11 protein-coding genes are annotated in these 15,790 nt (G+C 31.3%); 8 read left to right on the top strand and 3 right to left on the bottom strand.

Annotated elements, in window-relative coordinates; translation table 11 throughout:
* Positions 1 to 17 precede the first annotated feature (17 nt).
* Positions 18 to 5,276 carry a T9SS type A sorting domain-containing protein gene (locus tag J2Y38_RS04925; RefSeq protein ID WP_309840114.1) on the top strand — a complete coding sequence of 1,753 codons (5,259 nt, stop codon included), beginning with the start codon at positions 18 to 20 and terminating at the stop codon, positions 5,274 to 5,276.
* Positions 5,277 to 5,425: 149 nt separating this feature from the next.
* Positions 5,426 to 6,760 (top strand): T9SS type A sorting domain-containing protein, encoded by a 1,335-nt coding sequence (locus J2Y38_RS04920; protein ID WP_309840112.1) that lies wholly within the window; start codon positions 5,426 to 5,428, stop codon positions 6,758 to 6,760.
* A gap of 69 nt (positions 6,761 to 6,829) precedes the next feature.
* On the opposite strand, the gene J2Y38_RS04915 is transcribed toward J2Y38_RS04920, so the two are convergent.
* Positions 6,830 to 7,687: an MBL fold metallo-hydrolase gene (locus tag J2Y38_RS04915; RefSeq protein ID WP_309840110.1), complete on the bottom strand. Its 858-nt coding sequence runs from the start codon at positions 7,685 to 7,687 to the stop codon at positions 6,830 to 6,832.
* A gap of 223 nt (positions 7,688 to 7,910) precedes the next feature.
* Complete coding sequence (locus J2Y38_RS04910) at positions 7,911 to 8,840, bottom strand: hypothetical protein (protein WP_309840109.1); 930 nt, start codon at positions 8,838 to 8,840, stop codon at positions 7,911 to 7,913.
* Positions 8,841 to 9,213: 373 nt separating this feature from the next.
* Here J2Y38_RS04910 and J2Y38_RS04905 point away from each other — a divergent pair, with 373 nt between their 5' ends.
* From J2Y38_RS04905 to J2Y38_RS04880, 6 genes are all read left to right on the top strand, one after another.
* Positions 9,214 to 9,543 carry an iron-sulfur cluster assembly accessory protein gene (locus tag J2Y38_RS04905; protein ID WP_068841559.1) on the top strand — a complete coding sequence of 110 codons (330 nt, stop codon included), beginning with the start codon at positions 9,214 to 9,216 and terminating at the stop codon, positions 9,541 to 9,543.
* Between the two features lie 82 nt (positions 9,544 to 9,625).
* On the top strand, positions 9,626 to 11,074 hold the full coding sequence (gene sufB, locus J2Y38_RS04900; RefSeq protein WP_053472855.1) for a Fe-S cluster assembly protein SufB: 1,449 nt from the start codon (positions 9,626 to 9,628) through the stop codon (positions 11,072 to 11,074).
* Between the two features lie 7 nt (positions 11,075 to 11,081).
* Positions 11,082 to 11,570, top strand: coding sequence for a flavodoxin family protein (locus J2Y38_RS04895; protein WP_309840105.1), 489 nt, complete (start codon positions 11,082 to 11,084; stop codon positions 11,568 to 11,570).
* Positions 11,571 to 11,582: 12 nt separating this feature from the next.
* Complete coding sequence (sufC, locus tag J2Y38_RS04890) at positions 11,583 to 12,329, top strand: Fe-S cluster assembly ATPase SufC (RefSeq protein ID WP_089053659.1); 747 nt, start codon at positions 11,583 to 11,585, stop codon at positions 12,327 to 12,329.
* A gap of 65 nt (positions 12,330 to 12,394) precedes the next feature.
* Positions 12,395 to 13,711 carry a Fe-S cluster assembly protein SufD gene (sufD, locus tag J2Y38_RS04885; RefSeq protein ID WP_309840102.1) on the top strand — a complete coding sequence of 439 codons (1,317 nt, stop codon included), beginning with the start codon at positions 12,395 to 12,397 and terminating at the stop codon, positions 13,709 to 13,711.
* Between the two features lie 19 nt (positions 13,712 to 13,730).
* Positions 13,731 to 14,279, top strand: a complete 549-nt coding sequence (locus J2Y38_RS04880; RefSeq protein ID WP_309840100.1) for a hypothetical protein — start codon at positions 13,731 to 13,733, stop codon at positions 14,277 to 14,279.
* Between the two features lie 100 nt (positions 14,280 to 14,379).
* Here J2Y38_RS04880 and J2Y38_RS04875 read toward each other — a convergent pair whose 3' ends face one another.
* Entirely contained in the window at positions 14,380 to 15,729 is a 1,350-nt protein-coding gene (locus tag J2Y38_RS04875; protein WP_309840098.1) for a serine hydrolase, read from the bottom strand.
* Positions 15,730 to 15,790 lie beyond the last annotated feature (61 nt).

The following is a 15,790-nucleotide window of genomic DNA, read 5'->3' as shown; positions in this document are numbered from 1 at the left end:
AACATTTAGCTCTGCCAATGAAAACAAAACTACTTTTACTATTTTTTTTAATCAATTTTTCAATTTATGCACAATATACTTCAATTCCTGATATTAATTTTGAAAAAAAATTAATTGCATCAGGAATAGATTCTGGTGTCATTGACGGACGAGTTCTTACATCTAAAATTTCCAAATTAACTGTTTTAGATGTAGGAGGCAGTTCAATCAATGATTTAACTGGAATTCAAGACTTTGTTAGTTTAGAAAAACTTATATGCAGTAATAATTATATTACGACATTAGATATTACAAAATTAACAGCTTTGACTTTTTTGGGTCTTTCCAATAACAAATTAACAACAATTGATCTCTCAAAGAATATTAAATTAGATTTGTTAGATATTCAAAGAAATGAATTGGTTAGTTTAGATGTTACAAACAATACCGCGTTAAAAACCTTTTATTGCGGTTTTAATAAACTTGCAAGTATAGATATTTCTAAAAATGTTTTATTAATCGATTTTTACAGCACTTTTAATCCAATAACAACTTTAGATGTAACGAATAATACAAAATTGAAAAGCTTAAGCTGTTCAAACGGTGCATTAACCGTTTTAGATCTTTCTAAAAACACGGAATTGCTTAGTTTAGATTGTTCCGGTTCAGGCATCAAAAGTCTAGACATTTCAAATTGCCCAAAATTAACTTCGTTCAAATGTAATGATGGTTCTCTGAATTCCTTAAATTTAAAAAACGGTAATAATATCAATTTTACTGTTTTCAATATTAAAAGAAATGATGGTCTTAAATGTGTTCAGGTAGATGATCCAGAATATTCTGATCGTTATTGGTTAAGTTTAAAAGATGCAACCTCTGTTTTCAGTAATAATTGTTATGGTTATACTTTGATTCCAGATCCAAATTTTGAAGATAAACTAATTGCTGAGGGCTTTGACAAAGATGGAAAAAACGGAAAAGTACTTACATTTAATATTTCCAGAGTTGCACAACTTAATATAGCGTCTAGCTTTATTACCGATTTAACAGGAATTGAAGGTTTTGTTAATTTAAAAATTTTATATTGTCCATCTAATCAATTAACAAATATAGATCTTTCTAAAAATTTAAAGTTGTTTAATGTAGATGTGTCATCAAATAAATTAACAAATCTAAATATTAAAAATAATACTGCTCTGACTGATCTAAAAGTTGATTCTAACCAATTGACAGGGCTTGATACGTCAAAAAATTTAGCATTGGCTAATTTTTCGAGTGCTTTTAATCAGATAACACAATTAGATTTTAGCTTAAATTCTTCTTTAAAAAGTTTAAACTGTTCAAATAATAACCTGACGAGTTTAAATTTAAAAAATAACAATAATAACATTTTAACCACTCTTGATTTAAGAACAAATCCATCTTTAAACTGTATTTTAGTAGATAATAAAGCCTATTCTGACACAAACTGGGCAACTAAAAAAGATGCTTCGGCAAGCTTTAACCATTCAACTTGTGATGTTTATACTTTAATTCCTGATAATAAATTTGAATCTAAATTAATTGCTCTTGGAATTGATTCCGGCAATATCGATGGAAAAGTGTTAACCGCAAACATTAGCGCAATAACTACTTTGGATGTATCTGCAAGTTCAATCACAGATTTAAGGGGAATTGAAAATTTTACCTCGCTAAAAGAGCTAATATGTTTCGAAAACAGAATAACCAGCTTAAATCTTTCACAAAATTATGATCTGACATATTTAGATGCCGATAAAAATGCTTTAACGATACTAAATCTTTCTAAAAACACTTTATTAACAGATTTAATTGTAAGCAATAATAATTTATCTTCTATAAATATTTCTAACAACATTAATCTTGTTAACTTCAATTGTGCAAGCAATCAACTTCTTACGATTGATGTATCAAAAAACACAAAACTAGTTAGTTTTAATTTTAATGGAAATCAATTAAAAACACTAGATATTTCTAAAAATACTGCCTTAACAACTTTAGATTGTGGAGCAAATCAATTCGCATTTTTGGATTTTTCAAAAAATACTACTCTTATCAATTTAAATTGTAGTAGGAATAAACTTGAATATCTGAATTTGAAAAATGGGAAAAACAATCTTTTAATCGAACCCGATTTCAAAAACAATCCAAAACTGACTTGTATTTTAGTTGACAACGCTTCTTATTCTGATACAAATTGGGCTAGTGCAAAAGAGGATATTGCTAGTTATAATGAAGTTACTTGTTCAATTTTAATTCCTGATGCTTATTTTGAAGACAAATTAATTAGACTAGGTATTGATAAAGATGGCAAAAATGGTCAAATCGCCATATCAAGTGTCTTAGGTGTAACTTCTTTAAATGTGGCAAGTAGCTCAATAGCTGATTTAACAGGAATTCAAAGTTTTAAAGATTTAGAAATTTTAAATTGTGGAGGCAATAATCTAACAACTTTAGATTTGTCAAAAAACACCAATTTAAAAGAATTGAGCATGCCAATGAATAAGCTGACAAATATTGATCTTTCAAAAAACACAGGTTTAACAAATGTAACTTGCTATTCTAATCTTTTTACAAATCTTGATTTTTCTTCAAATGCGACGTTACAGATTTTATCTTGTGACAGAAATAAGATAACAAATTTAAATGTATCAAAAAATAGTCTATTAACTTATCTAAATTGCTCTCAAAATCAATTAACAGCCTTAGATGTTAGTCAAAACACTGCTTTGGTTAATTTAGACTGTTCAACAAATCAACTTACAAGCCTTGATATTTCAAAAAATTACTCATTAACATGGTTTCTGTGCAAGTTTAACAAAATTGAGATACTAAATGTCTCTGAGAATCTTAACTTAAAACAATTAATCTGTTCTAATAATAAATTAAAAAACTTAGATATTACTAAAAATAACGCTCTGACAATTCTAGAATGCAACACTAATGATCTGGAATCTGTAAATGCAAAAAACGGAAGTAATAAAAGTTTATTGAGAGCTTACTTTGCATATAATCCTAATCTTTATTGTATTCTGGTGGATAATGCTGCGTACTCGTATGCTAATTATACCTCATGGAGCAAAGACACACAAGCAACTTATTCTGACACTTTTTGTGATACTGCTTTTACCTTGATTCCTGATTCTAATTTTGAAGATATACTAATAAAAAATGAGATTGATACTGATGGGAAAAATGGAAAAGTACTAACCAAAAGTATTGCATCAATTACTTTTTTACATATTTTTTCGAGTTCTATTTCTGACTTAACTGGTATACAGGATTTTAAAAATCTTGAATCTTTAAATTGTGAAGACAACAATCTAACAAGCCTAGATGTTTCTAAAAACCTGTTATTAACTTCTCTTTACTGTGGGAAAAACCAATTGACAAATCTGGATGTTTCAAAAAATACTTTACTAACCGAGCTTCTTTGCAGTCAAAATCAATTAACAAGTTTAGATATTTCTAACAATACAGCTTTGAAACATTTACGCTGTGATAACAATCAGTTAAAAGATTTGGATATAACCAAAAATAAAGAATTTGGTACTTTATATTGCAACTCTAATAAGCTTGAAAATCTAAATTTAAAAAATGGAAACAACATTTCTTTATACGATACTAATTTTACGTTAAACCCAAATTTAACTTGCATACTTGTTGATAATGCCATATTTTCAAGTTATAACTGGAAAACAAGCAAAGATAATACTGCAGTTTACAGCGAAATTCCTTGTGAGAAAGCTTATACATTAATCCCTGATGTTAATTTTGAAAAAAAACTAATTAATTTAGGAATTGATACTGATGGAATAAATGGAAAAGTACTTACTTCAAGTATAGATAGCCTAATTTCATTAAATGTTTCTTCTAGTTCTATTTCTGACCTAACCGGTATTCAAGATTTTACAAATTTAGAATCTTTGAATTGTTCATCAAATAAATTGAGCACAATTGACCTTTCTAAAAACATCAAATTGACATCGCTGACAATCAAAAACAATTATGCTTTGAATCAAATAGATTTTACAGCAAATACCGCTTTAATTTCATTAGATTGTAATTCAACCCAGCTATCATATTTAGATCTTTCCAAAAACATTTTCCTGACAACTTTAGATTGCAGTTCGAACGTTTTAAGAAATTTAGATTTGTCAAAAAATACCAAACTTCAAACCGTAGACTGTAGAGGAAATAAATTAGCAGTTATAGATGTCTCAAAATGCACATCACTTACCTCTTTAATTTGTTATAAAAATGATTTGAAAAACTTGGATATTTCTAAAAATCCTGCCTTAATTACTTTAGATTGTTCAGGAAATCAATTAGAATTTCTGAATTTGAAAAATGGAAATAATCGTTCTTTCTCACAATCAAATTTTAGAGTTAATCCAAACTTAACCTGCATTCAGGTTGATGATGCCATTTTTTCAACAGATAATTGGTCAAATCTTAAAGACTCATCAGCGGCTTACAACACAAATTGTGCTGCTTATACTTTAATTCCTGATTCGAATTTCGAGAAAAAACTAATTGATTTGAAGATTGATACGGATGGTTTTAATGGAAAAATTGAAACGTTAAACATCATTTCAATTACTAATTTAGATCTTTCTAACAGTAATATTTTTGATTTAACAGGAATTGAAAAATTTACTTTACTTACATATTTAGATTGTAGCAACAATAAAATAACGACTTTGGATCTAAGTAATAATGTTTTACTAAAAACTTTAAATTCCTCATCAAATCAGTTAACAACTTTGGATTTATCTAAAAACCCAAATTTAACTATCATTTATTTGGTTCTAAACCCATTGACGTCCTTGAATGTTCAAAATGGCAATAATGAAAACTTTGTTCTGCCTTCAGAAAATGGTAAAAAAGCTGCTGCTGGTCTTTATACAAGCTTCTTGCAAAATAGCAAACTTGGTTGTATAAAAGTTGACAATGCTGCATACGCAAATGCAAATTGGTCTAAGATTAAAGAAAGCACTACAGTTTATTCTGAAACTTGCACATTAGGACTTGAAGATTCTGTATTTAATAAAGCAGCAATTTATCCAAACCCAACAAAAGGTGAATTGAATATTAAAAATGTAAGCTTAGAAAAAGCGAATGTTTACAATTCATTAGGGCAATTAGTTAAGTCATTTACTTTAAATTCTGCCGATGTAAATCATTCAATCAATCTAAGCGGTTTACCAAAAGGTGTTTACTACGTATATTTAATCAATCAGGACGCTGCTTCTGCAAAAAAAATAATCGTGGAATAATATTTCACTTTAGTTATACTAAAAATCCCATTTTCATTAAGTTGAAAATGGGATTTTATTTCATTAAAGATATATAGTCGCTTTACGGAAAGACGTAAAGAAATCTCGTTTATATTTTATACCCTTGCATAACAATAATTAATCAGCCTATGAAAACAAAACTACTCTTATTGCTATTTTTAGCAAATTTTTCTATTTATGCACAGACAAATTTAGTCCCAAACGGAGGATTCGAAAACTGGACCGGAGGAACGCCTGATAACTGGGCCATTTCTAATAATGTTGTTTCAAGCTCTGATGCTGCAACTGGACAGTATAGTGCAAAATTATCTTTTACCACTGCTTCTGCAAAAATCATTGCTCAGGTGCCAATGAAAGCAGGTATTACTTATACAGTGAAATATAAGTACAAATACCTTAGCAATAATTATGGTGGTGATCATCCTATTTCGCTAAAAATTTCTAAGGATGGAAGTGCGACAAGTATGTCAGGCAGCTCTTTTGCATCTAATAATTCATGGACACAAAAAGAAACAACTTTTACACCTGATTCGGATCTTTCTTATGATCTGTCAATTTCCATGTTTAGTTTTGACAGTGCTGTTTTTGATATTTTAATTGATGATGTTCAGGTTTACACCGATGCTATTTCTGAAGAATACACCCAAATTCCAGACGTTGCTTTTGAAAACAAATTAATCGCTCTGGACATTGACTCAGGCAATCCTGACGGACAAGTACTAACTTCTAAGATCTCTTCTATAACATCATTACATCTTGGCACTAGTGGCATTAAAGATTTAACAGGGATTCAAGGTTTCGTATCATTAGAATCATTATATATTGGTGACAATGAAATTACAACTATAGATCTTTCTAAAAATACAAAATTAATTGAGCTTTCTTATTATTCATTTTTTATAACAGGCTTAAGTACACTGGATGTTTCAAACAATACTTTATTAAAAAGTTTAACATGCTCCAGAAGCAACATAAAAACATTAGATCTTTCTAAAAATACCTTATTAAATAATTTAAATTGCAGTAACAATCAGAATTTAATAAGCATAGATCTAAAAAGTGGCCACAACAAAAACATCCTTGCGCTTTCTCTTCAAAATCCTAACTTAAAATGCATTCAAGTTGATGATGTTGCGTATACTAATGCTAATTGGAAAGGGGCAATAAATCCAGCTGTCACAACTTTTTCTGAAGATTGCAACAAAACTTTAGGCTTGGAAGCATCTGTTTTTGAGAAGGTAAATATATATCCAAACCCAACAAAAGGCGAATTGACTATTAATAATGTAAACTTAGAAAAAGCTAATGTTTATAATTCTTTAGGGCAATTAGTAAAATCGTTTAGCTTAAATTCTGCAGATTTAAATCATTCAATCAATTTAAGCGGTTTACCAAAAGGAGTTTACTACATATATTTAATCAATCAGGACACTGCTTCTGCAAAAAAAATAATCCTGGAATAAACAATACAATTTAGTTCAATTAAAAAATCCCATTTTCATTAAGTTGAAAATGGGATTTTTTTATGTTTTTTAGAAGATATCTTCGCAAGTAAAAACCTCTTTTAGTCTCACTCCTTTTTCTGTATGTTCGACTGTTATAATTTGATTGTGAGCATCGTGTTCCAAAAAAAGATAATAATTATTATCTGCCGCAGCATTTAAAAATTTAGCTTTTTCCGGCATTGTCAACAAAGGTCTTGTATCGTAACCCATAACATATGGAAGCGGAAGATGTCCGGCTGTTGCCAATAAATCGGCACAAAAAACTACCGTTTTATCCTGATATTGAATGTGCGGAATCATTTGTTTTTCGGTATGACCATCTACATAGAAAATTCCGAAACCTAATTCATTTGAAAAACCAAAATCACTTTCCGGTCTTTCAACAAAATTCAATTGTCCGCTTTCCTGCATTGGGATAATATTTTCTGTTAAGAAAGAAGCTTTTTCACGAGGATTAGGTTTTGTTGCCCAATTCCAATGATTTTCATTTGTCCAGAATTTTGCATTTTTAAAAGCCGGCTCATAAAAAGTTTTATCAGAATTCCACTGAACACTTCCGCCGCAATGATCAAAATGTAAGTGCGTCATAAAAACATCGGTAATATCATCTCGGTGAAAACCATATTTAGCCAATGATTTATCAATAGAATGAGATCCCCAAAGTGAATAATAACCAAAGAATTTCTCCGATTGCTTATCTCCCATTCCGGTATCAATCAAAATCAGGCGGTTTCCATCTTCAATAAGTAAACAGCGTGCTGCGATATCAATAAGGTTATTTTCGTCGGCCGGATTGGTTTTATTCCAAATAGTTTTAGGAACAACGCCAAACATAGCGCCGCCATCTAATTTAAAATTTCCGGATTCTATTGGGTAAAGTTTCATAAGAGTACATTTCTAATATTGAAAACAAAGCTAGGAAATCCAAATTCCTTTTGCTAGGCATTCTTAAAATAATGTTTCTCTCACAAATATACATTGCCCACAGATTTTACGGATTCAACGGGTTTTCGCCGTGTTTTTATTTTTAATAATTAGATTGCATTAATTAAAAGTGCTCTGTGTAAACCTGTTAGATCAGTTAAATCAGTGGGCTAAAAAAATATTTTTATTCCAAAGTAATTGAAGCACTTCCCATTATTTCTTGTTTGTCGAAGAAGTTGACAAAATAAGTTCCTTTTTTAAATGGATTTTCATCAGAATTTAAAATTCCGTAAAGATTTAAAGCTTTTCCCTGAAAATCTGCGGCCACAATAAAACTGTAAACCAAAGCTTTATCGTTTCCAAATTCTATTAATTTATTTTCACCAAGAACAGTATTTTTTTGGTCTAAAACCTGAATATAAAACACCTTTTTTCCTGTTTTGGCAACAGCATTTCCGTTAACCGAAAAACTTACTTTTAATTTATTAGTACTTTTTGCTCTATCTGTTTCCTGCTCTTTTCCTGATTTTTTTTCACGAAGGGCAATCACTTTAAAATTATTTAGAACTAGTTTAGAAGCATCTTTTATTGTTGATTCTAATTTTTTCTGCTTTAAAATTAAAGTATCATTTTCTGCCTTTTGCTTGTACATAACAACATTCTGAGACTCAATTTCAGTAAGCAGGCTTTTATTTTGAGATTTGAGGTTTTTTATTTCTGCAACTTTAGATGCCAATGCTGTCTGCATATCTGAAAGTTGTTTTCTAAAAATTTGAATTTGATTATTCGAAGGGTTTTCCGAAGCTTTTATAATTTCCATTAAATTTTCGACATTTTTCTTTTCAAATACCAATTGCTGCGAAAGAGCCGTTTTTTCTAAAATTGCAACATCATATTCTAATTTCAAAACATTCAAAGAATCAAGAATACTTTTTTGAGCAATGTATTCCTTATTGTTGTTGACAAGTTTAATTTTTTTATTACTTGCTTCTTCCTTGTCTGCCTCGTCTTTTAATTCTTTACTGAATATATAAAAAGTAGCACCTATTCCAAAAATAAAGAATATTGCTAAAAGTGCCCTGATCCATTCGTTTGTGTAATTTTTCTTCATCATTCATCACAATTTATTGCAAAAATACCATTATTTTATTCGACTAAACAAGTAGAAATACGGTTTTTTCGCTTATTTACAATAACTTAAAACACAGTAAACCAGTATTTTACAGAATCATCTGACTTTTCGTTCAAAAACAAAATCCCTTGTAAAATAAAAGTCACTCAATAAAGAGCTTTTATGCCAAAATAACTTCTGTCTATTTTAACATTTGTTATAATAATGTGAACCGTTATGGAAAAAGGTTTTTAAGTCGTATCTTTGCAGACAATTTCATTTGAACGTTGAAATTGGCATTTAAATTTTATGTAATAATTTGATTACTATTTAAATGCAGATTAAAATGATCTTTTAAAAACAAATACCATAAACAATGATAAAGGTTTCTGATACAGCCAAAAAGAAAATCATCGATTTGATGACAGATGATGGTTTTGACGCCGCAAGCGACTACGTAAGAGTAGGTGTAAAAAGTGGTGGATGCTCTGGTTTGTCTTATGATTTAAAGTTTGATAAAACCAAAGGCGATGATGATAAAATATTCGTAGACAATGATATACAAATTGCAGTTGAAAAAAAATCATTCCTATATTTAGCCGGAACAATTTTAGAATTTTCTGGCGGATTAAACGGAAAAGGTTTCGTTTTCAATAATCCAAATGCAAGCAGAACTTGTGGCTGCGGCGAATCATTCTCTCTTTAGTCAAAAGCCGAAAATCGTAAAGTCATAAAGACTAAATTGACTTCAAACTTTGGACTTTAAAACTATTAGACAATAAAAAATAATGAGTAAATACACAGAAGACGATTTAAAAATCGAACTCGAAACCAAAGAATATGAATACGGATTTTATACTAATATAGAATCTGAAACTTTCCCTATTGGCTTAAACGAAGAAATTGTAAGAGCTATTTCGCTTAAAAAAGAAGAACCTGAATGGATGACCGAATGGCGCATCGAGGCTTTTCGCGCGTGGAAAGAAATGATTGAGCCGGAATGGGCAAACGTACGTTACGAAAAACCAGATTTCCAGGCAATTTCTTATTATTCAGCTCCAAAACAAGTAGATCCTAATAAAACTCTGGACGATGTTGATCCGGAACTGTTAGAGATGTACAAAAAACTTGGAATTTCTGTTGATGAGCAAAAAATGATGAACAATGTCGCTATGGATATTGTTGTCGATTCTGTTTCTGTAGCAACAACTTTCAAGAAAACATTGGCAGAAAAAGGAATTATTTTCTGTCCAATTTCTGAAGCTATCAAAGAACATCCTGAATTAGTAAAAAAATATTTAGGAACTGTTGTACCTCAAAAAGACAACTTCTACGCAGCATTAAACTCAGCGGTTTTCTCTGACGGAAGTTTCTGTTATATTCCAAAAGGTGTTCGCTGCCCAATGGAACTTTCAACTTATTTCAGAATCAATCAGGCAGGAACCGGACAATTCGAAAGAACTTTGGTTATTGCAGATGAAGGAAGTTATGTTTCTTACCTTGAAGGATGTACAGCTCCAAGTCGTGACGAAAATCAATTACACGCTGCTGTGGTTGAATTAATTGCTCTTGACGATGCTGAAATTAAATATTCTACCGTTCAAAACTGGTTCCCAGGAAATAAAGAAGGAAAAGGAGGAGTTTACAACTTCGTAACCAAAAGAGGTTTATGCGAAACAAACGCTAAAATTTCCTGGACACAGGTTGAAACTGGTTCTGCTGTAACTTGGAAATATCCTTCTTGCGTACTTAAAGGAGATAATTCGGTAGGTGAATTTTATTCTATAGCCGTTACTAATAATTACCAACAAGCAGATACAGGAACTAAAATGATCCATTTAGGAAAAAACACTAAATCGACTATTATTTCTAAAGGTATTTCGGCTGGTAAATCACAAAACAGTTACCGTGGATTAGTCCAAATTAGTCCAAGAGCTGAGAATGCAAGAAACTTTTCTCAATGTGATTCTCTTTTAATGGGAAACAATTGTGGAGCACATACTTTCCCTTATATCGAAAGTAAAAATCCGTCTGCTAAAATTGAGCACGAAGCAACGACAAGTAAAATTGGAGAAGATCAGGTTTTCTATTGCAACCAAAGAGGTATCCCGACTGAAAAAGCGATTGCCTTAATTGTAAACGGTTTCAGTAAAGATGTATTGAACAAATTGCCAATGGAATTTGCAGTTGAAGCGCAAAAATTATTAGAGATTTCTTTAGAAGGTTCTGTAGGATAATTTAAAGATGGAAAATAAAAAAGTCATCATTTTAGGTTCTTCCAGAAAAAACGGAAACACAACGAAAATTGTGGATGAAATTTCTAAGGAGCATCACATCGATGTAGTGAATCTAAGTGATTACAATATTTCGTATTATGATTACGAAAGCAAAAATATAGACGATGATTTTCTTCCTTTAATAAGAAGAATATTGGAAGATTACGACACTTTACTTTTTGCAACGCCGGTTTATTGGTACAATATGAGCGGTATTATGAAGGTCTTTTTCGATAGGATTTCAGATTTAATCCGAATTGAAAAAGAAACCGGAAGAAAACTAAGAGGAAAGAAAATTGGAGTGATTACAAATTCACACGATAATGAAATCGAAGACAGTTTTTACATCCCGTTCAAAAAATCAGCCGATTATTTAGGCATGGAATATTTAGGACACGCGCATTTTAATGCCAATATCCTAAACCAACAAACAAAAATAGAATTGACATTTATATAAAATAAAAAAACAATGTTATCAATAAAAAACCTTCACGCCTCAATTGGTGATAAAGAAATCCTGAAAGGAATTAATATAGAAGTTAAAGCTGGCGAAGTACACGCTATCATGGGACCAAACGGTTCTGGAAAAAGTACACTTTCTGCGGTTATTGCAGGAAATGAAAACTACGAAGTTACTGACGGAGAAGTTTTCCTTGACGGAGAAGATCTTGCTGATTTAGCTCCAGAAGAAAGAGCACACAAAGGAGTTTTCCTTTCGTTTCAATATCCTGTAGAAATTCCTGGAGTTAGTGTTACTAACTTTATGAAAACAGCAATCAACGAAACTCGTAAAGCAAACGGACAAGAAGAAATGCCGGCAAACGAAATGTTGAAAGTAATTCGTGAGAAATCTGAATTATTAGAAATTGATCGTAAATTTTTATCTCGTTCTTTAAACGAAGGTTTTTCTGGAGGAGAGAAAAAAAGAAACGAGATTTTCCAAATGGCAATGTTAGAACCAAAATTAGCTATCCTTGACGAAACCGATTCTGGTCTTGATATCGATGCTTTGAGAATTGTGGCTAATGGTGTAAACAAATTAAAAAGCGACAAAAACGCTATTATCGTTATCACGCACTACCAACGTTTGCTAGATTATATCGTTCCTGATTTCGTTCACGTTCTTTACAACGGAAGAATTGTAAAGTCTGGCGGGAAAGAATTGGCTTACGAGCTTGAGGAAAAAGGATACGACTGGATCAAGGCAGAAAACTAGTTTACAGTTACAGTTAACAGTTTACAAAACTCATAACTTATAACTCATAACTTATAACTAAAGAAATGGATTTAAAAGAAAAATTAGTATCGTCTTTTATGGCTTTTGAAGAGCGTGTCGATGTACATTCAGATTTACATGACATACGCACAAATGCTTTAAAAAACTTCGAAAATAAAGGTTTCCCAACCAAAAAAGAAGAAGCTTGGAAATATACATCGCTAAATGCCATCTTAAAAAATGACTTTACGGTTTTTCCAAAGGAAGAAAATGCAATCGAATTTAATCAGGTAAAAAAATACTTTTTACACGAAATAGATACTTATAAATTAGTATTTGTTGATGGTGTTTTTAGTTCACATTTGTCTTCTACAACGCACGACGGAATCGACGTTTGCTTAATGTCATCGGCATTAACCAAACCAAAATATAAAATGATTATTGATACCTACTTTAATCAAATTGCAAGTAAAGATGACAGCTTGACTTCATTGAATACTGCTTTTGCGAGCGAAGGTGCTTTTATCAATATTCCGAAGAAAAAAGTAGCAGATAAACCAATTGAGATTATGTATTTCTCAACTGGAAATGAAGCGGCATTAATGGTTCAGCCAAGAAATTTGGTAATTGTGGGTGAGAATTCACATGTTCAAATTATCGAGCGTCACCAAAGTTTGAATGAAAATCCGGTTTTAACCAATTCGGTTACAGAGATTTTTGCTCAAAAATGTGCAATTGTTGATTATTACAAAATTCAAAACGACAATAGTGAAGCCAATTTAATTGACAACACTTACGTTTCGCAACAACAGGAAAGTCATGCTTATGTGCACACTTTCTCTTTTGGTGGAAATTTAACTCGTAACAACTTAAACTTTTACCATTTTGGCGAAAGATTGACAAGTACGTTAAACGGAATTTCAATTCTAAATGACAAGCAACACGTTGATCATTATACTTTGGTAAACCACGCAACTCCAAACTGCGAAAGTTTCCAGGATTATAAAGGAATTTTCTCTGATCGTTCGACAGGAGTTTTCAACGGAAAAGTTTTGGTAGAAAAAGAAGCTCAAAAAACAAATGCTTTCCAAAAAAGCAATAACATTTTATTGAGTGACAAAGCAACTATCAATGCAAAACCACAATTAGAGATTTTTGCAGATGACGTAAAATGTTCGCACGGTTGTACTGTTGGACAGCTTGATGAAACAGCAATGTTCTATATGCAGTCTCGTGGAATCCCTCAAAAAGAAGCTAAAGCTTTATTGATGTACGCATTCTCAAATGCCGTTATCGAAAGCATTAAAATACCGGAATTAAAACAAAGAATTACTAAAATTATTGCCATGAAATTAGGCGTGAATTTAGGATTTGATTTGTAAAAAGTAATTAAGCTAGACTTTGAAGAAATCTATCCGAAAAATTCTTTTTTCATCACTATTTATTTTGTTTGGAATTCAGTTTAGTCAAGCTCAGTTTTTTAAAAAATATGTTTATACCGAAGGAGAACTTGGCGCAATCAGCTCCTTTTTTGTAACTAATCCTGAAGGAGAAACTGTTCCATTTACTTTGGGCGGATTAAGCTTTAGAGGTGGCTTAGGAGTTCATGATGAAGAAAATAATTTGTTTTTAGGAATATATTCAGGATTCGAAGGTAATTTTAGACATTCCACTGGTATACTTCCAGTTTATTTAAATAGTAAACTTGCTTTAAATATAGCTGACGATAAAAAATTGCTTTTTTCGTTTGGCTATGGAAGAAGCTTTCAAATGGGCCCGGAAAATCTTAGTGGTTATTTAAAAAAATATTCTATTGCCTATGGCAAAGTTACAAGCAGAGACAACATTGAAACTTTTTTTATTGAAATAGATAATCATGGTTATAATTTTCCTGATGACGGAATTTCGGCTATAACTTTAAATTTCGGATTTGGATATACTTTTTTATAAAGAATAATGTAATTGCAAAAGGTTACACAAAGTTCGCAAAGGTTTATTACAAAACTTTGCGAACTTTGCACTTTATACTTGGCGTCTTTGCGGTAAAATTTTATTTTTTTACTGAAGCAATAACCTCTTTCAAAAACCCATTAAAATCAAAACTTTTATCACCTTCTCGCACTCCCATTCTCACAATCACCATATCCAAAGACGGAATAATCGCCACCATTTGACCTTGATAACCGCTGCAATAAAACATATCACGCGGAACGTCTGGAAATTTTCCTCCGGCGTTTAGCCAAAATTGCGCTCCATATTTTCCTTCAGAAGTATTAGTTGGTGTTGCCGTATATTTTACCCAGCTTTCGTCCAGAATCTGTTCGCCGTTCCAGTTTCCTTTATGCAGATATAATAATCCAAATTTTGACCAGTCTCTTGGTGTTGCCCATCCGTAAGATGAACCAACAAAGGTTCCCGACATATCTTGTTCGACAATCATCGAATTCATTCCAATTTTATCAATTACGGCGCTATACCAAAAATCAAGATATTCTTGTTGTGTTTTAAATTGACTTCTTAAAATTCTCGATAATAAGTTTGTTGTTCCTGATGAATAATACCAATGTGTGTTTGGTTTATATTTCGCCGGTTTATCCATTTGCACTTTTCCCATATCTTCAGATTGGAAAAGCATTTGCGTAGCGTCGCAAATTGTACTATAGTTTTCTTCCCATTCTAAACCAGAATTCATATGAAGCAAATCGTTAACCGTAATATTTTTACGCTCATCATTTTGCCATTCTTTGATTGGAGCTGGTTTATAAATATCGATTTTTCCTTGTTTGGCTAAAACTCCAAAAGCAGAACTTGTAATACTTTTTGTCATCGACCAACCTAAAATTTTACTGTCTTTATTAAAACCAGTATCATATTTTTCGGCGATTAATTTGTCTTTGTATAAAACGACAACGGCGCGGGTTCTTTTTGATCTTCCTCCATTTTTATCAAAAGCATTTTCAACTGCATTTTTTAATTTGGAGTAATCAACATTCGCGAAAGCAGAATCTTTTGGCTCATTATTTCCGTAAGGAAACGGAAGATTGTTTACCAATTTTGTTCTCTTTGGAAGTAAATAAGGTTTTGAAACATCAAAATCATCGTTAATCAAAATCGCTCCTAAACCTTCACGATAAATTGCTTTTCTTTCCTTAAGACCGTAAACTGTTGAAGAGGCAAACTTTCCGTTTTCATCAATTGAGTTTTTAGCCAGATCAATCATATCGATATCATTGTCTGTTTTTTGAATTAAATCTAACGGACGATTGTCTATAAAATGTCCGGATGCAACACTCTTAGCCGAAAAACCAGAAATTAAATCCAGTTTTGGATAAGTTGTAAATCCGAAATACAAAAAAGCGAGAACCACTAGAAGCAAAAGTACTTTAAGAAATTTTTTCATGATGATGTCAATATTTTTATTGCAATATAAATAATTTATGTTCACGATTTTAGAACTCAAA

Source organism: Flavobacterium sp. 2755 (genome assembly GCF_031455715.1).
Classification (GTDB): Bacteria; Bacteroidota; Bacteroidia; order Flavobacteriales; family Flavobacteriaceae; genus Flavobacterium.
This window is presented reverse-complemented; position numbering and strand designations above follow the sequence as displayed.

Coding starts and splice junctions, on each gene's coding strand:
- J2Y38_RS04925 (WP_309840114.1), top strand. CDS start 18: ATGAAAACAAAACTACTTTTACTATTTTTTTTAATCAATTTTTCAATT.
- J2Y38_RS04920 (WP_309840112.1), top strand. CDS start 5,426: ATGAAAACAAAACTACTCTTATTGCTATTTTTAGCAAATTTTTCTATT.
- J2Y38_RS04915 (WP_309840110.1), bottom strand. CDS start 7,687: ATGAAACTTTACCCAATAGAATCCGGAAATTTTAAATTAGATGGCGGC.
- J2Y38_RS04910 (WP_309840109.1), bottom strand. CDS start 8,840: ATGATGAAGAAAAATTACACAAACGAATGGATCAGGGCACTTTTAGCA.
- J2Y38_RS04905 (WP_068841559.1), top strand. CDS start 9,214: ATGATAAAGGTTTCTGATACAGCCAAAAAGAAAATCATCGATTTGATG.
- sufB (WP_053472855.1), top strand. CDS start 9,626: ATGAGTAAATACACAGAAGACGATTTAAAAATCGAACTCGAAACCAAA.
- J2Y38_RS04895 (WP_309840105.1), top strand. CDS start 11,082: ATGGAAAATAAAAAAGTCATCATTTTAGGTTCTTCCAGAAAAAACGGA.
- sufC (WP_089053659.1), top strand. CDS start 11,583: ATGTTATCAATAAAAAACCTTCACGCCTCAATTGGTGATAAAGAAATC.
- sufD (WP_309840102.1), top strand. CDS start 12,395: ATGGATTTAAAAGAAAAATTAGTATCGTCTTTTATGGCTTTTGAAGAG.
- J2Y38_RS04875 (WP_309840098.1), bottom strand. CDS start 15,729: ATGAAAAAATTTCTTAAAGTACTTTTGCTTCTAGTGGTTCTCGCTTTT.